A 23,966-nucleotide genomic window follows, 5' to 3' on the forward strand; every position below is an offset into this window, starting at 1 on the left:
GTGGTCGTTGTCATCGGCCCGGCTCCGTAGCGCGCCAGCGCGATGACTGTCATGTAAGCGCTGGCGATACGTGGCCAGCTGAGCACACCAAGTCTGGGCCGATGGTGACGGTGCGCGCTACACCGATCGATCGCATACGTTTAGGTACTGCCCAAACAATAGCCTGGCCCTTGATATCGGGTCCTTGCTGGGGGATGGCTCGAAGTCCGCACGTTCGTCGACATGGGCGGGCATCGGGTGTGGGACGAGAATGCCGTCCACACTGTCTTTGGCGGAAAGGCTCGGCACGAGGTCGACGACATCGCTGGTGGTCGCTATTGCGGCAATTTGGTGACTGCGCGACTCCAGGCCGGTGCTGCGACAGCGGTTGGTCTTCATGCGGACGTAGGTGTGCGAGGCAGGATCATCACCGACCAAGACGGTTGCCAAACAAGGTTTTCGACCGCATGTCTTATGGAACTCCGCTGCCTGCTCGCGTGTTTCGGTAAGCATGGCTTGGGCGACACGTGCGCCATCAATGATGGTTGCGGGCAGGGTTCACTCCTCACAGAGGAGGAACACCCAGGCGGTCGATGCGTGCAAACGTCGCTTCCCGGTGGTGTCCCACCTGCGCCAGTCGTCAAGCTAACCGCCGAGTCCGGCGCCGCCAGAACGTCGAAACCGTTCAGTCGGTCAATTGCTCACAGAAACTGGCCCTGGATCCAGATGTCTTACTCTACCCGGGCGGGGGTGACCGATGATGTCGTCGAGCAATGCTGGATCGCAGCGCTGGGGCCGCTCACCCAGCGCCGTCGGGACGCCGGCCAAGTCCACATCACCCTGCCGGGCTCGGCACGCTCGACTGTGGAGTACCAACTCGCGCGGCGGCTCCCGCAGCTGCGCATTGCACGTCAAATGACCGCCTTTGGCGGGTCGGGTTTGTGGCTTGGGATTACGGGTGCGCAGGACGTGGACAGAAAGTATCGACACCAGCGCGACATCGGCAAAGCCAAGCCTGCCGGCGGCCAAAGCCGCTCGCGTAGCGCCAAGTTCATGTTCGAATCTGGACCAGGGGGCGGCACCGATTCTGGCCAGACCCCCATGAATAGTGCAACTTCAACGGGTCGCTATCGCAGAGCACGATTCGGTGTTCTGCCCCGAGTTCTGGGGGTCCGCGCGCAGCTGTCGCGGAACGCGATCTGCTGGTGCCGGCGCGGGCTGTCGGGGGTCATCACATGACGGTGGCGCTGGGCCGCCCGTCGGCGACTTTGACGAAGAAGCGCCGCCAGGGTCGCTGGTCGAGATCGGGATGCACGTGATGCCAGTTGTGGGAAGCCAACACCGCCGCGATCGAATCTGAATCCGAGAGATCGGCGACGGGCGCTTGAAGATCGATGATCGGTTTCGCTACGAGACCGGGTATCGAGGTGGAGCCGACGTGCTCGATGCGGGCGATCCGCCGAGGGGAGAGCAGCGTTTCGAGATGGTCGCGTTCCTGCTCACCGCGGAGAGCCCAGGCGGGATCGGCGTCGACGAGATCGACGGACTCGGTGGCCCAGGGTGGTGGACCGGTGTTGGCCGACATACCCTTCTCTCTACACGCTGCGCTAGATTCCACTGCCACTGCACATGACGAGGACCTGAGTAATCCGGCTCGCACCACTGAGGCGCGGCTCAAGACGGCCGCTTCTTGCGTGCCAGTTGCTCCAGTAACTCTGATCGCAGCGCCGTGATGTCGTATCCCCTGCCCTCATGGTGATGATGATGTCGCCTGAGCTGGCAGCCCTGCGAGCACGGTCGGCACCGCGCCGCGCTTGGGCACGTAATGCACGCCCTCCGGTGATAGCGCACCGCATTGGCGATCAGGCCACCGGGTGAAACCCGGGATCGGGTCTTCTGTCGCGACGTAGACGTCCAACACGACCACCTCATCGCCATGATCCAACGCGGCGCCGGACTCTATGGCGAACGTCCGCGAGTACAGGTGTGGCTGGAATGCGACGATCAGTCGTCCGCCAGCTGCGGGCGAGGCTGCTTTCATCCGTGGCAACGTGTTCGCCCACAACGCCGATCGACTCGCCCGCCGCGGCGGGCGACGATCCGGCGCTGCGCCCGCTACATCCTGCGCGGGCTGATGATCGAACGTGCTGTCAATGGACACGATCCACGGTCGCGGCGGTAACCCGGCAGCTGGGGTTGCACATAGTTGTGCGGTCCGGCTCATGGGTCACTATTTCGGCCTTTCGCCATCGTATCGGTTAGGCCTCGGTTCTCAGCTCTGTGATTGCTCCTAGTGTGGTTTTCGGCGGGTATCCGATTGAGCATTTGCGGGGTAGTTCAGTTCGAAGGCGGGCCTTTCGGAGCGGACGCGGGGCAGTTCGGTGAAGTTGTGTCGTGGCGGTGGGCAACTGGTGGCCCATTCCAGCGAGTTGCCGAAGCCCCAGGGGTCATCGACGACGACTGGTTCGCCGTAGCGCAGCTCTTTAACAAGTTCCAGACGAACGGCAGCATTGAGGCCGCTAAAGTGAAGGCCCCAATCGTGGAGACAATATTTTGCGTTTGGAAACCGTCGGTGGGTAAGTAGTCGGCATAACGGACCCTGACACTCTGACCCTCGATACGTGGTATACCGCCTCGTGCAGCAACGTAGTGATCAGGTGGGCAACCTCAGCCGGACGCAACGGATTTCATCGTGGGCACATGCTTCACGATCGGATCCGGTCAATCCCACGGCACGCCCCCCATTCAACGGGCCCCGGCACAACATCATTCACGGTGGCGCGGTGTGCAGCAAGCTCTCTGGGCAAGTCCGCTGCACGGTTTCCAGGCTGCCTACTCGGCTCGCATACAAGAGAGTGCATTCGGTCCCGAGCGCCAAGCTGGAACGACTGCCAAATCGACCCCACCAGCCCTCAATCACGCCCGGCAACACCGCTTGCACGGGCTGCACCGCGAACAGGCCGGGCGAGATCGGCGAGATTGCTGGCGTGCGGGAAGGCTGGAGACCCGCGGACGCGAGGTGAGCGCCCGGTTGGCTTCACGACTCTTCGTGAAATGTTGAGCTCGCGTTGTGCATATCCATCAGCTTGCCGTCGAGCCGACAGAGGTAGGCGACCGGTCAGCTACGATTGGCTGTGTGCCCCGCCCATCGAATCCCGACGTGCGTCGCCGCCTGCTCGAAGCGGGACTCAGCCTCATACACGCGCGTGGATTCACCGCCAGCGGGGTCAAAGACATCACCGATGTCGCAGGTGTGCCAAAAGGGTCGTTCTACGCATATTTTGCCAGCAAAGAGGCATTCGCCGCGGCGATCCTCGAACATTATTGGTCCGATATCGAAACGCGCCTTCTCCCAATTCTTGAAGCAGAAGGTTTGGCACGGGAACGAATCACACGCTTCTTCCACGCCCTCGCCGACGAGCACGAGGCCGGCGACTTCGTGCTCGGCTGCTTGGTCGGCAACTTGTCGCTCGAGCTTGGTGGTTCTAGTGAACCGGTGCGCGCCGAACTCCTCCGCATTCTCTACCGTTGGGATGAGGCTCTCGCCGAGTGTGTGCGCTCTGGCCAGGGTGAATGGGGTGGCGTCCGAGCGGATCTCGATGCGGCGGAGATCGCCCAGCAGCTGATCCAGGCGTGGGAGGGTGCGGCCCTCCGCGGGAAGGTCGCCCGCAGCCGCGCGCCATATGACAGCTTCGAAGCGGTCACCGTTCCTGCGCTTCTGCACCGATCTGTCCAGGGCCGGGTTCGGCGTCGGCGCGGTGCTTGAATATAGTCGACTGGTCATCTATTATTCATAGTGTCTCGCTCTTCCCTTTCCGGCACGTGAGGATTGCCCCATGACAGATCTGACTATCTACGCCGAACCAGACAACCCTGCGCTCCCAGGTTCTACCTTTGTGCTCAATCGTGAGCACGCCGCGCTGGTCATCACTGATCCGCAGATCGATTTCCTCAGCCCCGAGGGCGTCTCATGGGCGGTGTTCGGTGACAGCATCAGCGAGAACAACACCGTCGCTCACATCGGCGAACTGTTCGACGCCGCGAAGCTGATGCACATGACAGTTGCGGTGTCGCCGCACTACTTCTATCCCACCGACAAGCAGTGGCGGTTCGGCGATCCGCTCGAACAGTTCATGAGCACTGCCGGCATGTTCGGGCGCCGGGGCGCATACACGACGGACGGCTTCGCCGGCTCGGGCGCCGACTTCCTGCCCGCCTACCAGCACCACATCCATGACGGGCAAACCGTGATCGCCTCTCCGCACAAGATCGTCGGTCCCGAGTCAAACGACCTGGTTCTCCAGTTACGTAAACGCGGCGTGAACCAGGTGATCCTGGCAGGGATGGCTGCCAACCTGTGCGTCGAAGGCCACATGCGTGAACTCGTCGAGCAGGGCTTCGAAGTCGCCGTCGTCAAGGACGCCACAGCGGGCCCACGCCTGCCCGAAGGCGACGGCTACCTCGCCGCGCTAGTGAACTTCCGATTCCTCGCCAGCGCGGTCTGGACCACCGCAGAGGCCATTGCCCTCCTCAAGGAGGCTGACCGATGACCACCCCCCTCACTCGCGCTGACGTCACGGGACTCATTACCGCCGAGCGCATTCAGCGTGGGGTTCGATGGTCCCAAGTCGCCGAGGAGGTCGGCGCCAGCAAGGAATGGACGACCGCGGCGTGCCTTGGACAGATGGCGCTCGAAGCAGACCAGGCGCAAGCTGTGGTACGAATCTTCAACCTGCCCGCTGAGGCGGAGCACATTCTGCAGGCACCGCCCTATAAGGGCTCAATGCCTGCCGTCGTACCAACCGACCCGCTCATCTATAGGTTGCATGAAATGGTCGCCGTATACGGCCCAACGATCAAGGAACTCGTGCATGAGGAGTTCGGTGACGGCATCATGAGCGCCATCGACTTCCGCATCGATCTCTCCCGCGAGCCCGACGCGGCCGGCGACCGCGTCCGAATCGTCCTGAGCGGCAAGTACCTTGGCTACAAGGAATTCTGATCGGAACCCGCGGCTAACCGACACGAAAAGTTTCTCAGGAATTTGGTATAAAAAAGTACCACTGAGCGAGAATCGATACCCCATCCGTCCCTCAAACGCATGATCAGCCACCTCTACGAGCCCGGGGCTGGGACTGTAACCACAGCGAGGCCGCAGGGGCAGAGTCGGGATGCTCCTCGATCGAGCGAACACAGTGAACACGGAAGCCGTTGCGGGTCTGCCCTTTCCGGTGGCGGCCAGCGTATCGGGGGCCTGGGTGCACCGTCGGCCGATCGGCTCGCGGCGGGGCGGAGTTGCCGTAGTGCTCCGAGGTCGGGGGACCGGTCACATGGGGTAGGGCAACAGCGAGAGGATGCAGTTGGTTGCTGTAATGCCGAAAGATGCACCGCCGAAGGCGGCGCCGGCCGCGCGCCAGAAGGGTCCGTGGCAGCGGGTATCGGAGATGCAGGACAAGCTGCACCGTTGGGCGGTGGCCGATACTGGGCGGCGGTTTGGTGATGTGTTCAACCTCGTGCACGACCCGGCGACGCTGATCGTGGCGTTCGACCGGGTCGCGGACAACCGTGGCCGCAACACGCCCGGCTTCGAGGTGTGACTACCGTCAACGTCGAACAAGGCCTCGGGATGCCTAGGTTCCTGGACCAGCTCCGTACGTCACTCAAGGACGGCTCGTTTCGTCCTGTGCCCGTACGACAGCGCAAGATTCCGAAACCGGGTGGGTCGGGCAAGCTCCGCAAGTTGGGGATCCCGACCATTGCCGATCGGGTGGTTCAGGCCGCATTGAAGCTGGTGCTGGAGCCGATTTTCGAGGCCGACTTTCTTCCGGTCTCCTACGGTTTCCGGCCCCGGCGGCGGGCGTACGACGCGATCGCTGAGATTCAGATGTTTGGTTCCCGCGGTTATCAGTGGGTGCTGGACGCCGACATCGAGGCGTGCTTCGACCGGATCGATCATTCGGCTCTGATGGGCCGAGTTCGGTTGCGGGTCAAAGACAAGCGCGTGCTCGCGCTGGTGAAGGCATTCCTCAAGGCTGGGGTGTTGACCGAGACCGGCCGCTACGAGGACTCCGACACCGGCACCCCACAGGGCGGGATTCTCTCACCACTGCTGGCCAACATTGCGTTGTCAGTGCTCGATGAGCACGTGATGGCCCCGTGGCAACCGGACGGGGTGATGGGAACGACCTACCGACGCAACCATCGTCGCTCCAAGGGTCTGCCGACGTGGCGGATCGTCCGTTATGCGGACGATTTCGTCGTGCTCGTGCACGGCGAAGAAGGCGACGTGGTCGCGTTGCGCGAGGACATCGCGACCGTGCTTGCTCCGCTAGGGCTTCGATTCTCGGAGTCCAAGACGCGGATCGTGCACATGCGCGAAGGGTTCGACTTCCTCGGTTTCCGCATCCAGTGGAAACGTAAACGGGGAACACGGAAGTGGTTCGTCCACACGTTCATCACCGATCGGCCGTTCCGGTCGGTCAAGGCGAAGATCCGTGCTCTGACACATCGTGTCAGCCAAGCGGACATGGGAGCCGTCGTCGGCAGGATCAACCAGATCCTGCGCGGTTGGACCAACTACTTCCGGTATGCCGTGTGCAAGCACACGCTCAACCGGCTGCGCCGCTTCGTCAATTGGCGCATCATCCGCTGGTTGCGCAAACGGCACCGCTGGAGGTGGAAGGTGTTCCGCCGCAAGTTCACCACTCCCACGGGGAGGTGGCTTCCGATCGCGGCAGATGGGATCGAGGTGTTCAATCCGGCAGCGGTGACGGTCACCCGTTACCGATACCGCGGCAACAAGATTCCTAACCCGTTCCTGCGGCTGAGAACGGCCTGACGGCACCCGATCGTGGAGAGCCCGGTGCGTGGAGACACGCACGCCGGGTTCGGCGAGCGGCCCGGGGAAACGGAGCGGCAGCAATGCCGACACCGCGCCCCGGGCCGACTCAACCACCGCATCGTCCATCGTGCCCTGCCGGCACCGGTCGGGTCCAGCGACCGGGTCACCAGATAGAGGCATTTCAGGGCGGCCTGCTCCGCGGGGAAGTGCCCTCGGGCCTTGATCGCGCGGCGGTAGCGGGCATTGAGCGACTCGATCGCATTCGTCGAGCAGATCACCCGCCGGATCTCCACGTCGTAGTCCAGGAACGGGATGAACTCGTTCCAGGCGTTGTCCCACAACCGAATCACCGCCGGATAGCGCTGCCCCCATTTCTCGGCCAACTCGTCGAACGCCGAGCGGGCCGAGGCGGCGTTAACCGCGGTGTAGATCGGTTTGATATCGCGCTTGATCTCATCCCAATACTTACGGGAGGTGAGCCGAAAAGTCTTGCGTATCAGGTGAATGATGCAGGTTTGGACGATCGCCTGCGGCCACACGTTGCCGACCACCTCGGGCAAGCCCTTCAGACCGTCGCAGGCGACGAAGAAGGTGTCCTTGATGCCGCGGTTGCGTAGCTCAGTGAGCACGGCCATCCAGAATTTGGCGCCCTCACCGCCGGTGCCGGCCCATAGGCCCAGGATGTCGCGTTCCCCGCCGAGAGTGACGCCGATCGCGGCGTAGAACGGCCGGTTGGCGACTTGGCCGTCGCGGACCTTCACCACGATCGCGTCGATGAAGATCGCCGCGTAGGTTTCATCCAGAGGCCGCACCGCCCACTCGTTCATCTCCTCGAGCACTTTGTCGGTGATCCGGCTGATCGCCTCCTTGGAGGCCGAGGAGCCGCTTCCTCGAGACCGAGGCGCCGTAGATCTCGGCGAAGTGAGCCGAGATCTCGCCCGTGGTAAGCCCTTTGGCATACAAAGACAACACCACCTCGTCCACACCGGACAGTCGGCGTTGCCGCTTCTTGATGATCTGCGGCTCGAACGTCGCTGCCCGATCACGCGGCACGTCGATCTCGACCGGGCCGGTGGTGTCGGTCAGCACCGTCTTGGAGCGGGTGCCGTTGCGGATGTTGCCTGTCCCCGCGCCGGCCGGATCGTGTTTCTCATAGCCGAGGTGCTCGGTCATCTCCTCGTTCAGCGCGGTCTCCAGGACCGTTTTCGTCAGCTGCTTGAGCAACCCGTCGGGCCCTGTCAGCGACAGGCCCTGCTCCTGGGCCAGCCGGACCAACTCGACCGCAGCCTGCTGCTCTGCGGACTGCTCAGCCTTCTTCTTGGTCACATCATCCAGTGTCGTCATCACGGCGACCTTTCTCGCCGAGCATCGCTCAGCAGACCCGCCTGTCTGTCGTCACAGGTGACTAGCGACGAGCAAGAAGCAGCGCCGACCAGCGAGCCGGACGATCCGATCAAGGACAGCTCCGCGCCGTCGGGCGAAGACTGAACGTTCCTTCACCGTGGCGAGCGTCTGACGGAGCACCGGTTTCCTTCCATGAAGCACATGCCGAATGGGTCCGAGCCGCCTACGGGGTCCTCATCCAGACGGCGAAGCGCTACAACGACTACCTCACCTACTCGGACCTTGCGCGGAGCGTCCTTGGCGACTCGGGCATCCAGTACGGCGCGCATCAGCGGAGCTGGATCGGCAAGGGTTCCGGTCGCGATTGCAGACCGGAATGCGACCGAAGGTGGACCGCCACTGAGGGCGCTGTGCGTCTCGAGCGGTGACGAAACGGTCGGCGCGGGTTACGCATACGCGTTGAAGATCATGGGTCAGCCAAAGCCGAAGGATCTTCAGCCGCACGCTGCCGAGTCGCGGCTACAGTGCTACCGCTTCCATGGCGCCGACATGCCGGCCGATGGCGGCCAACCCACCCCGACACGCGCGGTCATCGCCAAACGCGTGAGGACAAAACCGCACGTCGGGAAACCCGTCATCCTCGGCCCCGTGCACTTCAGCCAACTCCCGCTCAGCGGGCAGTGCGACCCGTGTGACTAAAGCCGATCGCTGACCGGTCGTCATGAGCGACCGACGGTCGCGGTGGCCAGGTCTTCATCTCCACTTCTGTTGCGGCCCTTCCGCTCCTGCGATTGGCCTACAAGTCCAGGACCAGATTCGGTGTGAGTGCCCTGCTGATGCAGATCATCATCACAGAGTTCGATGCATGCTCTTCGTCGTCGAGGTAGACATCCCTGTGATCGGGAATCCCCGACAACACGGCGGTCTCACACGTGCCGCAATAGCCCTCCTGACAAGAGAACTCCACCTCGGGAACGACAGCCCGCACCGCATCCAGGATCGACTGCCCACCGTCGACGTGCACGACCACACCCGAGCGCTTCAACTCCACCTCGATGGCCCCCGACGGTCCCTCATCAACGGCTGCGGGACCCGTGAACCGCTCAATCTCCAGTCGCGGTGTACGACCGGCGGCTTTGACCGCGACCGACGCTGCATCCAGCATTGCAGCGGGCCCACACACATAGACCAACGTTTCCGGCGTCGCCGCTGCGATCAGCTCACCGACTGGCATCCGGCCAGCAGAGTCTTGCGGCCAGAGCGTGTACCGCGCCGGCGACAACTCGTCAACGCGTTCCCGAAAAGCCATTTGCTCAAGAGACCGCGCCCCGTAGTGAAGCCTCCATTCGGCCCCGCGCTGCGCCACCGAACGAACCATGGGAAGCAGCGGGGTGATTCCAATTCCACCGGCAAGGAAGAGATAGGAGGGTGCGTCGCGGAGGTGAAAGTTGTTTCGCGGCTTGCTGATCCTTAACACCAAACCGGGCTTGGTCACGCGATGCAACTCCGCCGAACCACCGCGACCGGCAGGCTGGCGCAGCACGCCAATGGTGTAAGACCGCTCGTCGGACCCCGAACCACACAGCGAGTACTGCCGCGTTATACCGCTGGGGAGACCCACCTCGATGTGCGAACCGGGCTGCCACGGCGGGAGCGGCGCCCCCGACGGATCGGTCACCCGTATCTCGGCGACGTCCGGGGTGAGTTGGCGAACACTGTCGACAACGACATCGATGCCGTCGGCCAGACTAATGTGCGGTCCCACGTGCAAACTCCTCCGAGGTCATTCGGTCGCCGGCGTAGTCGCCGATACAGAAGAGGCGCATGTGGCGCGTGGCTGCCTTGCTGTGGAAGTCACCGAATTCAGCAGAGGCATCCTTGCCTGCGTACAGCCTCGCCACGAAGGGCCCTCCCGGATGGCGGTCCTTCCACTCGGTGAGGTCATAAACCTTGCCGTGAATGATGACCCAGCAGTCCTCGAAGGTGTTGTGCTGCTCGAGTTCCTGTCGGGTCACCAAGCGATCGCCCGTCGCGGGCACGCTCGGTTTCCACAGGTTCATCGTGATCACCCGACGCGCCTCAGCACCCGCACCCGACGCCCGGTAATCCCACGGTCCCCACCGCCGAGGCGGAAGCCGGTCCCCGATCTCGCGGGCGTCGAACTCATAGATCCAGGAGTCGTCATTGCCCGCGCGTTCTTCGTGGTCGAAGAACGCGAAGTCTCGTTCATCCACGGCAGCCAGGATCTGCTTGCGCTCAGCTGAATCCTCGGGCTCGAGATGTTTGAACGCGACCTTCGACGCGAACTGGAACCGGGTCGCGCGGTAGTGGCGCACGCGTTCGTAATGCAGGAAGGCCGACGCGAAGTCGCTCTGGTGCAGCGCGAAGGCCTTGGCAAGGGCTGCGCTGTCCTCCATCGTCTGGGAGGCACCCTGACCCATCGTCGGCAACATCGGGTGCGCGGCATCCCCGACAAGACAGATCCGACCGTCCTGCCAGGACGTGAAGGCAGGGCGATCGTAGAGACCCCACTTGGTGGTGTTCTTCATCGCGCCGGCAAGTGCGACTAGGTTATCCATCCGCGGGTCGCCAGCCCACATTTTCTTGATGTGCTCGACGAGTTCGTCGACCTCGATGGTGCGCCAATCGCCCCAGTCATCGGTGAACTCGGTCGACTCGGGGTCATACCAGGTGAAACCGATGTTCAAAAGTTCGCCGCCGCGTACCCAATAGCTCATGGCGTAGTCGTCGTTGCGCTTGTACATGTCCATACACAGCTCGTCAAGCGGGTTGTGATCGAGCGGCCTCCCATCGGCTTTCCGAAGCGTCTCGACATCCGCGCGTGGAATCAGCCCGCGAAAGATCAGTGAACCGGTGAACCGCCGCTCCGGGGCCTCCGGCCACGTCAGCTCCAGCACCTTCGAGTGGATACCGTCCGCACCGATGAGGATGTCGCCGGTCGTGGTGGTTCCATCGGCAAAGCTGGCCGTCACACCCGCGTCGTGCTGCTCGATGCCCACCAGACGCTTACCCATGTGAACGCTGATCGGACTGGCAACGGGATACTCAGGCGCCAATTCACGTACCCGCTCGTGCAAACACATCAGCAGATCTTGACGGTGCATGTGATGGAACCCACCACCAAGTGCCCGCTTCTCGGGGGCGTTGTAGTGGAACGGCTTCCGCGAAACACTGAGATCGTCGTTGATCATCCGCGTCACGTCCAGGATCGAAGCGCGGCCGCCATCCGGCACACCGCTGGGCCCTTTGGGATCCCCCCCGTCGAGATCTACCCCGAGCCAGTGACATAAACGGGCGCCATTGGGAGCGATGTTCAGTCCAGCACCGGCCTCAGTCGGCACCGACGATTGCTCGAAGACCTCGATCTGGTCGAAGACCCCTTCAGCCTGCCGGAGGGCAATCGCGGTAAACAGTCCCCCGATTCCCCCACCAATGATGATTGCTCGCATCGGACTACTTTCTGTGTGTGCCTGCATATAAGTGATTGACGCCCAATAGATTTCCGTCAGGTCAGCGTGGTCATGAATTCGTCGGACAACTCCTGATGGAAGTAGAAGATCGACTTGGCCAAGTTGTCACCGGTCCAGGTGATCGGCCGCCAGTCCGGGAAGGTGGTATAGCCACCCGCGAAGATCTCATTACGATTACCGGAGGTATCGAAGAAGTAGGTCGTCGTCCCTCGGGTGACGGAATGCTGTGTGGCGCCTTCGTCGATCCGGACGTCGTCCTGGACGAGGATTCGGGTGCCGCGCAATATATCTGACCAGTCCTGGACGGTGTAGGCGAAGTGGTGAAGCTTGTTGTTTGGCCCCTTCAGCACCGCGAAGTCGTGTGGAGTGTTGCTGCAGAACAGGAATGATCCGAGCAACTCCGGCTTCGGCTCATTTCCCAGCACCCGCTCGGCTGGCTTGAAGCCCATGCACTCCTGGAAGAACCTTTCGATAACCTCCGGCTCCTCGGCCGTAATGACGGCGTGGTCGAGGCGGGGCACGTGCACGCCGATCGGGTTTCGCGGCGCGACATCGGGGTTCAGCAGGCCGAGTTCGTGCCCGACATACTCCGCCTCGGAGTAGAGCTCGACGAGATGGCCGGAGGGAAGGGTGATCCTGACACCGTCGCCGATCGCGAGATTCTCCCCAGCGGACATGCGCTCGACAGTGCAGCCGAAGGCGAGAACCTTCTTCTCGATCTCCTCGATGTCTTCGGGCTTCTCGCACTTGTAGCCCATCTTCACCAATCCTGCGCCACCCTCTTCCAGCACGACGGAGTGGTGGTCGTACTCATCCCAGGACTTCAGGAACACCTGGCCCGGCTTCTCTGCCATCACGGTCATTCCGAGTGTGTCGCTGTAATGCTTGGTCGCGGTGGTGAGGTCACTCTGCCGCACATGAACGTACCCAAGTCGCATTACACCCATGGTTGATCTCCTTCGCCGATTAGATTGTGAACGTTGCTTCTTCAGTGCCCGGTGGTTGCTAGGAATCTTCGTCCGCTCCTAAGCGGGCGTCGCAGTACGCGGTGGTGTTGCGGTAAAGATGCGGCGAGCAGGACCCCGCAGACGGATTTTGCAGTCGGTGAGGGCGTGCGCACGGCATGGAAGGCAGACCCCGTCCGCTACTTCTTCGGCCGTGAGCGCAGTAGCAGCGGCACCGACCTCGTGCGTTACCGTGCCGGAGACGACATCGGCCTTGCATAGGCTGCAGCCACCGCGGCGACAACCCGACCTCGGGGCGATACCGTGACGGCGCATGGCCGCAAGAACCGTCTCGCCGAGTTCGGCCTCGACAACGAAGCCACCCGGGTCGATTTCGATGATCGACATCGCGTCCCTCACCTTCTGTCGCGGCCGCTCGTCCGCCGCTCATTGGGAATTAGGCGACGCACGACAGGCCCGTGGTGGTGCTGCCCCATTTCTGCTCCTGTCTCGCGGCTGACCTACATACTCCAAACAAGGCGCTCTGTCTATCTACATCGGAGTCCATTGACCGGACCGGCGCGGACAGCCGTGCAATGTCAGGACTGCCCGCGGCTCGAGGTCGGACAGTCACATCGCTGGGTGCTGGATTTCAACCTGCTCGACAGCGCCCCATGACTTCTCGGAGTGAGTCGGGCGGAGGGCTTCCAAGTGCGATCCGTCATCGACCTTGATCACGTCGTCGATAGCCACCCGGCAGGTAAACGTACGCAAAGCCGCGATACGGGGTGTCTTCGCAGATGAATCTGGGGTCGGCAAACACATACGCCGGCTCAGCCCCATCCCCGTCGTGCCGCGAGCTTCCAATGACCAATGAGACGACCAGACGGGTCAACAGAGCAAACACCACCGCGCACACAACCATACCCCGTAGCGGAACCCATTGGAGCAGAACACTTGTTGCGTGCGTCGCAGGACTAGTCGCGTCCAATGTCTACGCGTCGACGAAGACTGTCACGCCGTGCGTGAAGAAGTCCTTCGCGGCAGGGCCTTGCTCACGGGAACCGAAGGACGACGCCTTCATCCCGCCGAATGGCGCCCAGAAGTCAACACCGGTGGTCGGAGCGTTGACGCGCACCATGCCGACTTCGCTGTGCCGGATGAACTGCAGCACCGCAGCCACATTCGCGGTGAACAGCCCCGCAGAGAGCCCGTAGGGGGTAGCTGAGGCGAGTGCCATGGCATGGGACGGGTCGTCAGCGCGTACGAGCGCGGCGACGGGGGCGAACACCTCCTGGTCGAGCAGGATGTCGTGCTCCGAACCGTCCACCTCGACCATCGTGGGCGACAGGACGTTGGTGTCCGGGGCCGCGTTGCCGCCGCAAAGCTGACGACCGCGGGTCTGCTTGAGTGCGTCGAGAGCCTCGGCAAGGGCGGCCTCTCCGATCACGGGCCCAGTCACCGTCGCGTCGTTCCCGGGGTCGCCGACCGTGAGCCGTTCGACGGCCTCGACGAGCCGGTCGCGCACCTCGTCGTAGACCGGGGCCTCCACGATGATCCGGCCGGTGGCGGTGCACTTCTGACCCGCGAATGCCATCGCCGACCCTGCGACCGCGGCGACGGCACGCGGGATGTCCGCATCGGCCAGCACGACCGACGGATTGCTGCCGCCCATCTCGGTCTGACACGGGATCGCGCGCTCGGCAGCTTTTTTCACCAGAGCGAGTCCGACCGGCGTGCTTCCAGTGAAGCTGAGCCCGTCAGCGCCATCGATGAGCCGGTCGACCACGGCCTTGCCACCGACAGCCAAACTCAGCAGTCCTGCGGGTAAGTAGACGGACAGAATCTCCACCAGCTTGGTGGCCACTCCGACAGCCTCCGACGACGGCTTGAGGACGACGGCGTTCCCCCACGCCAGAGCGGGGACTACTTTCCACAGTGGGATCGCGACCGGGAAGTTCCACGGGGTGACCACCGCAACGGTGCCCAGCGGACGGCGAGTGGTGAATTGAATGCCGGTCACCGTTGAGCCCGGCAGGGTGTCGCCGGACGGCATCATGATCGAACCAGCGTGATAGCGCAAGATGTCAATACCGCGCTTGAGCTCGCCGCGTGCCTCGACGACCGGCTTCCCGACCTCGCGCACGACGAGGTTGGTGACCTCAACCTTGTTGGCTTCGAGGCCGGCTGCCGCAGCGTAGAGCGCGTCCGCCCGGGCAGTTGCGGGCAGGGCGTTCCACTCCCGGCGTACGTCCCGCGCCCGGTTGAGGACGTCGGCGATCTCGTCAGCTGACGAGATGGGAAACTCACCGACCCGGTCCGAACGGTCGAAGGGGTTCGTACTGACGATCAGGGGGGTGGAGGTCATCGTCTCGCTTCCTCGGTGTGATGCCTCGCCGTGGGTCACCCTGGTGGACCTGGTCTTCGGCGGGCTCTTGCGCTGGTTGGGCCGCGAACGGCCTGGCTCTGATCGTTGCGTCGGGCACACACGAAGTCCCGCCCTCGGTCCACTGGGCGGTCCGGTTCGTTGTCGTGTGATTCAGCGGTCGCGATAGTTACCGGTATGACTAGTCCAACCAAAACCGAGGGCCGAGTCCTTGACGACGAGCAGATATTCCAACTCGCCGAGGAGCTCTACGTAGCCGAGACCTCGGGAGTTCCGGGCATTTCGATCAGTGAGCGACACCCGGAGGCGACGATCGGGGACGCCTACGCCATCCAAGCCGCCGGCACGAAACTGCGTGTACAGGCAGGTGAGTCCGTCCGGGGTCGGAAAGTCGGGCTCACCGCGAAGGTAATGCAGGTGCAATTCGGCGTGGACACACCAGATTTCGGTGTCTTGCTCGGATCCATGTTCCACCCCGAGGGCACGCCACTGAGCAGTTCTGCGCTGATCGCCCCGCGTGTGGAACCGGAGGTCTCCTTCGTCCTGAACCGATCGCTGCGCGGTCCCGGCGTGACGGTCACTGACGTTCTTGCCGCGACGGCGTTCGTCGTGCCTTCCTTGGAGGTCATCGACTCCCGGATCCGCGACTGGCAGATCACCATCGTCGACACGATCGCCGACAACGCTTCTTCTGCACGGGTCGTGGTCGGCGGGACGCCGACTCGACTGGTCGACATCGACATCCGCGCAGTTGGAGTAGTCCTGCGCCGCAACGGCTCGATCGTGGAGACCGGCGCGTCGGGTGCGGTTCTGGGCAACCCCGCCAATGCGGTGGCGTGGCTGGCGAATACCCTCGCCGCCTACGGGGTGCAGCTCGAGGCCGGCGAGCTCGTCATGCCGGGGACTTGCACGCGGGCAATCAACGTCACGCCAGGTGACACCATCCGTGCCCAGTTCGACGGTCTCGGCGACGTCACCGTGGGATTCGTCGACGACACCAGTGACAGACAGGTTCTCGCGTCGGCCGGTTCGGGGGCGGGAAGATGACCGATCTCAGTCTCGTTGAACTATCGAGCCGGCTCGACCAGGCAGCCACGACCCGTATCACCATCCCGCCGTTGACCGAGCAAACCGAGCTCACCGAAAATGCCGCCTATCAGATCCAACGCGGTGTGGTGGACGCCAGGATCGGCCGTGGGGCGCGGCTATTGGGCGGCAAGCTCGGACTAACCAGCCGCGCCAAGCAGATCGCGATGGGCGTGGACGAACCCCTCTATGGGTTCGTGACCAGCGACATGCTCGCCGACGGTTCTGAGCTGGATCTTGACGCGCTCATTCATCCGCGGGTGGAGCCCGAGATCGCCTTCGTGCTCGCCGAGCCGGTGCAGGGTCCTGATGCCACCGCAGCCGATGTCCTCGGTGCCACCTCATATGTCTGCGCCGCCCTCGACGTGATCGACAGCCGCTACCACGGGTTCTCGTTCACCCATCTCGACGCGATCGCTGACAACGCGTCCTCGGCAGGCTTCGCGCTCGGCACCGACCTGGTACGGCCGACTCTCGACTTGGCCGCCGTCGGCTGTCTACTCGATGTCGACGGTGTCATCGCCGACTCTGCCTCTGGTGCAGCGGTTTTGGGACACCCGGCAGCCTCGGTCGCCTTCATGGCCAATGCGCTCGCCCGCCGAGGGCAGCGACTCGAAGCCGGCTGGGTCGTGCTCTCCGGTGGGTTGACCGCTCCCGTACCGATGAAGCCTGGCAGTACCGTCACTGCCAGCGTGACCGGAATCGGAAGCGTCAGCTTGAGCGGCGTCAAGATCTGACGACGGGTCCCAACAGCCATGAGCAATCAAATGGAACGGAACGGATATGCCCTTCATTCAAGTGAACTTGGCCAGCGGCAGGACCCCTGAGCAGAAGCGAAACCTAGTCCTCGGCATCTCTCGAGCCGCCAGCGACGCCCTCGGTGTACCCGAAACCTCTGTCCGGGTCTGGATCGTCGAGGTCTCTCCCGACGAGGTCGCCTCCGGTGGTGAGATCCTGTCTGAGCGACTGCGTTCACAGGCATCGCCGGCGGTAGGGCAGGACGGGTGACCCACTTCATCCTGACCCACGGCGCCTGGCACGACGCATGGTGTTGGGCGCCCCTGATCCATGTCCTCGAAGATCGCGGCCAGACGGCGACGGCTGTTCAGCTACCCAGCGATGAGGTGGGCCAGGGCGCCGAGGCCTACGCAGCGGCGATCGCCGCTGCCGTGCAACCGACGGGCAGTGTCGTCGTTGGGCATTCATTGGCGGGGCTCGCCATTCCGCTGGTTCCCGCGCTCGCGCCGGTGAACGGCCTGATCTTTCTCGCCGCACTTCTGCCCGAGCTTGGAACCAGCTGGCGTGACCAGCTCAAGGCCGGCCGACCGATGGCGCCATGGTGGTATGACAATGGCTTACCCCGCCAACTCAAGGACTCCGACGGTCGGAGCCTTTGGCCATCGGATGTTGCGATTGACCTCTTCTTCCATGACTGCGAACCCGGGATGGCCGCCGCGTCAGCGGTGCGGCTGCGCCCGCAGGCTCCGACACCGGTCATCGAGCCCACCCCGCTCCACGAATTCCCGGACGTGCCCACCGCCTACGTCATGGGTCGAGACGACCGAGCGGTGTCTGCGGACTGGGTGCGAGCCACGTCCACATCGCGCCTCGGCGTCGAGCCGACTTGGATCGACGGTGGACACAGCCCGTTCCTCGCCCGTCCCACGACGCTTGCCGAACTCTTCATTCACCTGGCCGACCTGGAATTCACGTCCACTCAACGAAAGTCATCCCCGAAACTCTCACATCGCCCAGGCACCTAGTAGGACTTTGTTAGGTGGGCGTGTCGTCTGGACATTGCCTTAGACTCTCGAGAGCATTTGTGGGTGGATGATCTTGCACTGGGTCGGGTCAGCGAGGCGCTGGATGTGTTTGTCGCCGAGGTCTTCTCGTCGCTCAAGCGTAGTGATCAGCGGGCCAAGGCGGGCTTGTATGCGCGTGGGTTGATGCTGGATGGACGACGAAAGTCGATGCAGCCCATGGCGGCACGGCTGCAGGTGGATCATCAGCAGTTGCAGCAGTTCGTGACGACCTCGCCCTGGGATGTGGTGCCGGTGCGCAAGACGTTGTCCCGCAAGGCGTGCGATCTGATCGCTCCACGTTGCTGGGTGATTGATGACACCGGGTTCGGCAAGGACGGCCCGCACTCGCCGTGTGCGACCCGGCAATACTCGGGCACCCTGGGCCGGGTCGACAATTGCCAGGTCGCGGTGTCGGTACACGCCGCCACCGACGCGGCGTCGGCCCCGTTGGATTGGCGGCTGTTCGTGCCGCGAAGCTGGGATGTCGAGCACGCCGAGGATCCCGAGGAACGTGCCCGTATCGCCACCCGCCGCCGCCGCGCCGCGATCCCCGAGGATGAGCATCATCGCCGCAAATGGGAACTGGCCCTGGACATGCTCGATGAACTCATCGACTGGGGACGCACCCCACCCGCGGTGGTCGCTGATGCCGGGTACGGCGATATCACCGCGTTTCGGCTGGCCCTGACCGCACGCGGCATCCCGTACGTGGTGGCGGTCAAAGCTGCCACCAGCGCCCACCCCGGCGACGCGATGCCGGTCGCAGCGCCCCGCGCCGGGGACCGTGGCCGCTTTCCGGTGCCGGCCTACCCCGACCCGGCCGTCAGTCTCAAAGAGCTCACGGTGGCCGCCGGGCGTGGCGCAGCCCGCACCGTCACCTGGCGCGAGGGCACCAAGACCGGCCCCGACAACCCCGCCGCGACCATGGCATCGCAGTTCGTGACCCTGCGGGTCCTCCCGGCCAACCGTGACATTCCCCGCGGCGATGACGGGACGCTCCCCGAGTGCTGGCTGATCGCCCAATGGCCCACCGACACCGCCGAACCCACCGACTACTGGCTGTCCACCCTGCCCGCCGACACACCCGCTGCCGAACTCGTCGGGCTGGCCAAAATGCGTTGGCGCATCGAACACGACTACCGCGAACTCAAAACCGGACTGGGCCTCGATCACTTCGAAGGCCGCTCCTGGTTGGGTTGGCACCACCACGCCACCCTCGTCACCGCCGCACACCTGTTCCTCACCACCCTGCGGTTGACGCTCCCAAAAGCAGCCGGGCAGGACTGACCCTTTACGCCATCCTGCGCGAAATCCAACGCGCACTGGCCATCTGGATCGGCACCTGCCCACTATGCCACCACTACTTCCCCACCTAACAAAGTCCTACTAGACGGTCGCACAATGCGCTGCGCTACGCATGCTTCCTGCCGGCGATGCGCAGGTGAGGGTCTGCTCTTTGGTTCCAGTCCGAGGTGGCGCGGTGTTCAAATCCGTCGCACGCCAGTTCGGCGGCAGCGATCATCCCAATTAACCGTAGCCGCCGTCGTGCTTAATCCTGCCGCTGAGCCGTTCACGCCAGAGCCCGAGCTTATGGTTCCACACAGCAGCGTCAATCGGATCCTTCACGCGGGTGAAGCCCGGACCGAATGTTTCCCGCGCCTCGATGGAGACCTGCATCGCGGCCAGCAGAGTGGGGAGCGCCCCGTAAAACCAATCATCGTTACTCCGGCGCAGCTGCGAAAGGTGCTGCATCACAGCAGGATCACCCGGGTTGGCTTCTGCCAAGAGGTTGGCGGAGTCGTTTAGTTGGCTGATGGTGTGCTGCCCTGTGACCAGCTGACGCGCCAACGTCCAGATCTTCTCCTCCGGATTTATGGCGAACACGCCCTCCGCGGGCCCGTCCGAGCCGGATCCGGGCCCGCTCACTGCGGGCCCGATGCGGCCATCAGGGTAAAGGACACAGCGCCGACGCCGATATGCGCAGCGCTGAACACGAGGGGAATCGCCCAGGCCGCACGGCTCTTCACAAGCCGCACCACGATCAGCGCAAAATCAACCGCCGGCAGCGCCGCGGCCGACACCAGCACCATGCACAGACTGATGGTCGACCAGATCGGGTTCCCGCAGGGGCGGTAGGAGCACGGGTCCAGGCCCACCCCCGCGAACCCGACCACCATGACAGTGCCTATCGCCAGCACGATATGCACCGCCAGCAACAGGAACGCCCCGGCGGCATCGACTCCGCGGTGTCGCGGCGGCGGTGTCCATGCGGCCGTTGTCGTGGCGCCGTGCCCGGGTGCCAGTTGCGCGCCGGAACCTGCAGTGCCCCAGCTGGGCCGTGTCATGCGCGGCCCGCCTGGGCCAGGAGCACCAGCAGCAGCACCGTGTAGGCCACGTGGACTGCCGACATCGCCAGCGGAACCAGCCACGCCGGTCTGCGCATGCACAGTGCCGTAATGGTCAGCGCCAGGTCGATGACCGGCAGCGCGATGACACCGACGGCTGCGGCGAGCAGTACGAGCCACGTCCAGCTGGTGTCCGGGCAGACGGCGCTCTGGCAGTCCTGCATCGTCGTCACCGCGAAGGTCACCAGCACGGAGGCACCCCAACCGAGTGCGAGGTGGACGGCCAGCAGCGGGAATGCGATGGCAGCGTCGATACCGCGGCTGAGCCGCGTTGTGGTCGCCATGCTCATGGGAATCGGGTGAAGCAGCCGTCGACACTGGGATTGATCACCCCGGACCGGAACGCCATGATCCGGGTGAATCCTGCTGCGACGGTGTTGCCGTCGACCCCGGAGGAGGCCATCCCGTTGTTGAGCAGCCCGGCCACCGCTTCGTCGAAGTCGCCGGCGGTCAGCACGAGGTTCCCTCCGCTGGGGGCGTCGATCGGCTCGACCATTTTGCGTTGAGCCACTCCGGTGAGGCAGGCGGTGCGTACCGATGCCGCGGCGTCGGTCAGGTTGACACCGCGCTGCTGTTGCAGCGCCAGTGCCACCCGCGAGGTGAGCACAGAGATGGCAGTGTTGTCGCCCTGGACCAGCACGCGTTCTTTGGAGCCTGCTTGGCTGCCCAACGCTTGTAGAGCAGGCAGGTCGACGGCCAGGGTGTTACTCGACGGGCAATAGGACACCGGTGGTGTGGCTTTGGCGTCCGGGCAGGGCGGCGCATCCGCATCCAAGGTCACCGTCGGCGGTGAATTGAGCCCGTAGATGCCCGAGACCACCTCGGTGACCATCTGCACCATCTTCTCGTTGATCGGCGCTTCCCCACCCTGGTTCTGCTCGTCCTCCAGGATCATGGGCATATCGCCTCGGTTGGCTTCGATTTGCGCGAGATCCATGTCGGCGCAGGCTTGCACGCCGTCGATGAAGCCGACCTGGAAGGCGCTGATGCGGTCCAGGGCGTTGCCGTGCCCTTCGTGGACCATCTCTTGGTCTTCGGGCGTCAGGACGGGGTCGCGGATGGTGATCACTGCGGCCAGCACGCGGTTGAGTCCGTCGCTGGTGTTCAGTTCGAAGCGCTTGGAGTTACCTTCGGCGACCCAGCGGATGTAGTTGCCGGCGAAGCAGTCTGCCTGCTGTTCACGCACGATCACCGGGGTGGAGCGGTCGACGAGATCGCCCATGGTCTGTACCGCGTGGCCGTATTCGTGGGCCAGCAGTGCCGCGATGGACACATCGCCGAAGTACTCGATGCCGGTGGGCACCAGGCTGCCTCTGTCCCAGGCGATCAAATCCGCACCCGGGCAGAAGAAGGCGTTGGGTTTGCGAAACCAGTCCGAGCCACACAGGCGCGGCCCGAGTGGGTTGGTCGAATCATAGGAGGCGATGTTCTCGACCGGTTCGAAAGTGCCTGCCATCGGATCGGTGTAGTGCTGCTCCCAGAACTCCACGACATCGTTGACCGACAGCAGGCCCAGCGCGTCAGCATCGGAGCCGTCGCTGTCGACGACCTCGCCCTCGGGTTCAGGGGCATCCGGGCGCACACCGCTAGGTCCGTTGGCAACCGGCAGGCCGCCGACGGTGTCGGGATTGAACAGTGAGGACTTTGCCTGACCGCCGCCGTCCAGCGGCTTGGAGCAGCCGGTCATCAGTGTGGCTGCCAGCGCTGCGGCCAATGTGGCTGCCAGCAGTCGTGATCGTCTCTGTCGCAGCGTCATCGGGCACCCACCACGGCGATAAACTGCTCGAACGCGGCGCGGGCCTGCCCGCTTAGTGGGCGTTCAGCCTCGGCGGCAGCGACGGTGTCAACATCAGTGCCCGATGCGGCGGCCACCTCGACGGGAGTCAATCGGCTGCGGGTACGTACGGCTGTGAGGCGCTGGCCCAGCGTGGCTCCCGGTGCGCGGGCGGCGATGCCGGCCAGATCCTCCACCGAATGCCGGATCTGGCTGAGCAGTCGGGCGATCTCAGGACGGCCTGTGCTGGTGGTCGCGGCTCCGGAGATGGTGCGCTCCAGTCGGCGCAGCTCGGACAGCAGGGGGGCAATCTCGGCTCCGAAATGCGGGGCGCTCGTCGACGGCAACCCGGCCGCACGTGCCAGCAGCACCCGCAACGCGATCTCGGAGGCATCGATGAGGACCGCGACCTGCACGGTCGGGGACAGCACCTCGGTGGACTCTGCATCGGGTGCCGAAGCCCCGGCACGGATTCGGGCGATCGTGCCGGGCGACCAGTCCAGATAGCCCTCGATTCTGGTCAGCGTGTTCTGCCGCGGCCAGTGCTCACCGCGCTCGAACCGCACCAGCACGCTCTGGCTGACGATGTGCTCCTCGGCGAGCTTGCGCTGGGACAGTCCCAGCTCTTCGCGCCGAGCCGCCACCGCCGCTCCCGCCCGCGCGACCGACAGGTCAATCTCCCCGGTTAGAGAGTCTGCGGAGTCCGCGACCTCGCCGTCACGATCGTCCAGGTCGGCCAGGTCGGCCGCAGCCAGGGCCACCACCGTGCCCTTGGGCGTATCGGTAACCGCGGCCGCACTGCGGATACGGACCGCGATGCCGTCCACGCCGCCCATGTGGAAGGTGACCGACTCGGTCAGCGGGGTGGGCAGCGGCACCGCGTCGATGCGCTCACCATCACAGAAGGTGCCGTTGCGGGTGCCGGCGTCGCTGACCACCCATTGCTGCCCGACCGGTTCGATGCGCAGGTGGGTGCGCGAGATGGCATGCGTGGTGATGCGGATCTGCGCGGGTAATGCCCGGCCGATTAACACCGGTCCCTGATCGGGTCGGGCGATGAAGGTCTTACCCGCCACCTCGATCGCCAGCGCGGGCAGCTCGACCTCCGCCGGCGGCTCCTGGCATTGCTGCACTGTCACGTCCCCTCCTCGATCGCACTACATCCCCGGCCCTGCCGCCGTCGCGCGAGCACGACTTGTGGCCCAGCAACGCCCAAACCGTCGCAGAACATATCTCCAGCTAAAACGGCAAAACCCGTCCAGGTGAGCGGTGCTAGCCGGTGAGCTGTGCTGTTGCCGAATTCAGTGTTACACACCATGAGAGGGGGTCTGAGCGGCAAATAATTGGTGCAATGGGGGTGCAACGGATCATGCGATGATCGATGCGACGGATGGTGCAGGACAACTCATCGCACCGCGACATTTTCGGGGGGTTACATGAATCCGCAGGGGCATGGACAGCCGGGAGGCCGTGAACAACGGCCCTGGCCCGGGGGCAACCCGAACCGGGATCAGGCACCGTTTGATCAGCAGGAGACGCAGCAGGCGCAGACGTTCTCCCGACCTCAGCAGCCGCCGCCCCCGTATCCGCAGGCACCGCAGGGCTACCCCACACCCCCGCAGTACGCATCACCGCCACCCCCGCCGGGTGCACCGCACGCCTCCTCGGCGCCGCAGCCCTCCCCCGAGCCGCCGAGCACCAGTTGGATCCAGCAGCTCCAGCAGCGTCAGTGGTGGATCGCGGGCGGGGTTGTCGTCATCGCCGCCGCACTGGTGGCCTACGTGATGCTGACCGGCGACACCAGCACAAACGAGGACACCGCCACTTCCCCCTCGACCAGCGTCGCGCAGGTCCCGGCAGGCCCGACCACCACGGTTCCGTCCGAGCCCAGCGCCCCGGCCACCCCCACCAACC

24 protein-coding genes, 3 pseudogenes and 1 riboswitch are annotated in these 23,966 nt (G+C 64.2%); of the genes and pseudogenes, 12 read left to right on the top strand and 15 right to left on the bottom strand.

From position 1 onward, the window contains the following. Positions 1–117: 117 nt before the first annotated feature. From BST47_RS31720 to BST47_RS31385, 4 genes and pseudogenes are all read right to left on the bottom strand, one after another. On the bottom strand, positions 118–492 hold the full coding sequence (locus tag BST47_RS31720; protein ID WP_057969896.1) for a tetrahydrofolate dehydrogenase/cyclohydrolase catalytic domain-containing protein: 375 nt from the start codon (positions 490–492) through the stop codon (positions 118–120). A gap of 60 nt (positions 493–552) precedes the next feature. Further along, positions 553–630, bottom strand: a riboswitch (ZMP/ZTP riboswitch). A 580-nt stretch (positions 631–1,210) separates the two neighbouring features. Further along, entirely contained in the window at positions 1,211–1,564 is a 354-nt protein-coding gene (locus BST47_RS28490; protein ID WP_052583552.1) for a GrpB family protein, read from the bottom strand. A 165-nt stretch (positions 1,565–1,729) separates the two neighbouring features. After that, positions 1,730–2,020, bottom strand: a complete 291-nt coding sequence (locus tag BST47_RS31555) for a hypothetical protein (protein ID WP_046189473.1) — start codon at positions 2,018–2,020, stop codon at positions 1,730–1,732. Positions 2,021–2,199: 179 nt separating this feature from the next. Further along, positions 2,200–2,574 (bottom strand): annotated as a pseudogene (locus BST47_RS31385) (cytochrome ubiquinol oxidase subunit I); the annotation flags it as partial. A 565-nt stretch (positions 2,575–3,139) separates the two neighbouring features. Between BST47_RS31385 and BST47_RS28505 the strand changes: the two are divergent. The 5 genes from BST47_RS28505 to ltrA all read left to right on the top strand — a co-directional run bounded on the left by BST47_RS28505 (position 3,140) and on the right by ltrA (position 6,817). Then, entirely contained in the window at positions 3,140–3,745 is a 606-nt protein-coding gene (locus BST47_RS28505) for a TetR/AcrR family transcriptional regulator (RefSeq protein WP_198528309.1), read from the top strand. A gap of 70 nt (positions 3,746–3,815) precedes the next feature. Continuing rightward, positions 3,816–4,529, top strand: coding sequence for a cysteine hydrolase family protein (locus BST47_RS28510; RefSeq protein WP_046189476.1), 714 nt, complete (start codon positions 3,816–3,818; stop codon positions 4,527–4,529). Continuing rightward, positions 4,526–4,981 (top strand): cyanase, encoded by a 456-nt coding sequence (gene cynS / locus BST47_RS28515; protein ID WP_046189477.1) that lies wholly within the window; start codon positions 4,526–4,528, stop codon positions 4,979–4,981. Before BST47_RS28510 ends, cynS begins: the two co-directional genes overlap by 4 nt. Before the next feature lie 370 nt (positions 4,982–5,351). Then, positions 5,352–5,576 carry a hypothetical protein gene (locus BST47_RS31390; protein WP_234785439.1) on the top strand — a complete coding sequence of 75 codons (225 nt, stop codon included), beginning with the start codon at positions 5,352–5,354 and terminating at the stop codon, positions 5,574–5,576. Between the two features lie 29 nt (positions 5,577–5,605). Continuing rightward, complete coding sequence (gene ltrA / locus BST47_RS28520; protein WP_234808430.1) at positions 5,606–6,817, top strand: group II intron reverse transcriptase/maturase; 1,212 nt, start codon at positions 5,606–5,608, stop codon at positions 6,815–6,817. Between the two features lie 113 nt (positions 6,818–6,930). On the opposite strand, the pseudogene BST47_RS28525 reads toward ltrA, so the two are convergent. Further along, positions 6,931–8,167: pseudogene (locus BST47_RS28525) on the bottom strand (IS256 family transposase); the annotation flags it as partial. Positions 8,168–8,461: 294 nt separating this feature from the next. Between BST47_RS28525 and BST47_RS30535 the strand changes: the two are divergent. Further along, positions 8,462–8,863, top strand: coding sequence for a hypothetical protein (locus BST47_RS30535; protein WP_131722808.1), 402 nt, complete (start codon positions 8,462–8,464; stop codon positions 8,861–8,863). 97 nt (positions 8,864–8,960) lie between these two features. Here the strand turns inward: BST47_RS30535 and BST47_RS28535 are convergent, their stop codons facing one another. The 5 genes from BST47_RS28535 to BST47_RS28555 form a co-directional block, all read right to left on the bottom strand. Beyond that, positions 8,961–9,929, bottom strand: coding sequence for a PDR/VanB family oxidoreductase (locus BST47_RS28535; protein WP_052583555.1), 969 nt, complete (start codon positions 9,927–9,929; stop codon positions 8,961–8,963). Further along, a complete protein-coding gene (locus BST47_RS28540; RefSeq protein WP_046189478.1) occupies positions 9,913–11,634 on the bottom strand; it encodes a cytochrome b5 domain-containing protein in 1,722 nt (573 codons plus the stop codon). The genes BST47_RS28535 and BST47_RS28540 overlap by 17 nt, the downstream gene beginning before the upstream one ends. A 56-nt stretch (positions 11,635–11,690) precedes the next feature. Then, positions 11,691–12,593: a catechol 2,3-dioxygenase gene (locus BST47_RS28545; protein ID WP_234809913.1), complete on the bottom strand. Its 903-nt coding sequence runs from the start codon at positions 12,591–12,593 to the stop codon at positions 11,691–11,693. Between the two features lie 87 nt (positions 12,594–12,680). Continuing rightward, entirely contained in the window at positions 12,681–13,007 is a 327-nt protein-coding gene (locus BST47_RS31725) for a 2Fe-2S iron-sulfur cluster-binding protein (protein ID WP_079459746.1), read from the bottom strand. 586 nt (positions 13,008–13,593) lie between these two features. Further along, on the bottom strand, positions 13,594–14,967 hold the full coding sequence (locus tag BST47_RS28555; protein ID WP_046189480.1) for an aldehyde dehydrogenase family protein: 1,374 nt from the start codon (positions 14,965–14,967) through the stop codon (positions 13,594–13,596). A 195-nt stretch (positions 14,968–15,162) separates the two neighbouring features. On the opposite strand from BST47_RS28555, the gene BST47_RS28560 reads away from it, so the two are divergent. The 5 genes from BST47_RS28560 (at position 15,163) to BST47_RS28580 (ending at position 19,160) form a co-directional block, all read left to right on the top strand. Then, on the top strand, positions 15,163–16,032 hold the full coding sequence (locus tag BST47_RS28560) for a 2-keto-4-pentenoate hydratase (RefSeq protein ID WP_079459747.1): 870 nt from the start codon (positions 15,163–15,165) through the stop codon (positions 16,030–16,032). Further along, the gene (locus BST47_RS28565) at positions 16,029–16,808 is read left to right on the top strand and encodes a 2-keto-4-pentenoate hydratase (protein WP_046189481.1); all 780 of its coding nucleotides are present in this window, start codon (positions 16,029–16,031) and stop codon (positions 16,806–16,808) included. The genes BST47_RS28560 and BST47_RS28565 overlap by 4 nt, the downstream gene beginning before the upstream one ends. Before the next feature lie 46 nt (positions 16,809–16,854). After that, positions 16,855–17,079 carry a tautomerase family protein gene (locus BST47_RS28570; RefSeq protein ID WP_046189482.1) on the top strand — a complete coding sequence of 75 codons (225 nt, stop codon included), beginning with the start codon at positions 16,855–16,857 and terminating at the stop codon, positions 17,077–17,079. After that, positions 17,076–17,834: an alpha/beta hydrolase gene (locus tag BST47_RS28575; RefSeq protein WP_052583557.1), complete on the top strand. Its 759-nt coding sequence runs from the start codon at positions 17,076–17,078 to the stop codon at positions 17,832–17,834. The genes BST47_RS28570 and BST47_RS28575 overlap by 4 nt, the downstream gene beginning before the upstream one ends. 63 nt (positions 17,835–17,897) lie before the next feature. Then, the gene (locus tag BST47_RS28580; RefSeq protein ID WP_083129158.1) at positions 17,898–19,160 is read left to right on the top strand and encodes an IS701 family transposase; all 1,263 of its coding nucleotides are present in this window, start codon (positions 17,898–17,900) and stop codon (positions 19,158–19,160) included. 240 nt (positions 19,161–19,400) lie between these two features. Here the strand turns inward: BST47_RS28580 and BST47_RS28585 are convergent, their stop codons facing one another. Genes BST47_RS28585 through BST47_RS28605 form a run of 5 tightly spaced genes read right to left on the bottom strand, consistent with a single transcriptional unit; the run spans position 19,401 to position 23,191 of the window. Next, entirely contained in the window at positions 19,401–19,757 is a 357-nt protein-coding gene (locus BST47_RS28585) for a hypothetical protein (protein ID WP_131701205.1), read from the bottom strand. A gap of 38 nt (positions 19,758–19,795) precedes the next feature. After that, complete coding sequence (locus tag BST47_RS28590) at positions 19,796–20,218, bottom strand: hypothetical protein (RefSeq protein WP_046189485.1); 423 nt, start codon at positions 20,216–20,218, stop codon at positions 19,796–19,798. Beyond that, entirely contained in the window at positions 20,215–20,562 is a 348-nt protein-coding gene (locus tag BST47_RS28595) for a hypothetical protein (RefSeq protein ID WP_046189486.1), read from the bottom strand. The genes BST47_RS28590 and BST47_RS28595 overlap by 4 nt, the downstream gene beginning before the upstream one ends. Positions 20,563–20,564: 2 nt before the next feature. Beyond that, positions 20,565–22,034 (bottom strand): neutral zinc metallopeptidase, encoded by a 1,470-nt coding sequence (locus BST47_RS28600; protein WP_046189487.1) that lies wholly within the window; start codon positions 22,032–22,034, stop codon positions 20,565–20,567. Continuing rightward, on the bottom strand, positions 22,031–23,191 hold the full coding sequence (locus BST47_RS28605) for a helix-turn-helix domain-containing protein (RefSeq protein WP_082635010.1): 1,161 nt from the start codon (positions 23,189–23,191) through the stop codon (positions 22,031–22,033). Before BST47_RS28605 ends, BST47_RS28600 begins: the two co-directional genes overlap by 4 nt. 297 nt (positions 23,192–23,488) lie before the next feature. Here BST47_RS28605 and BST47_RS30540 point away from each other — a divergent pair. Further along, positions 23,489–23,966, top strand: a pseudogene (locus tag BST47_RS30540) (hypothetical protein); the annotation flags it as partial.

The organism is Mycolicibacterium tusciae (assembly GCF_002086795.1).
Classification (GTDB): domain Bacteria; phylum Actinomycetota; class Actinomycetes; order Mycobacteriales; family Mycobacteriaceae; genus Mycobacterium; species Mycobacterium tusciae.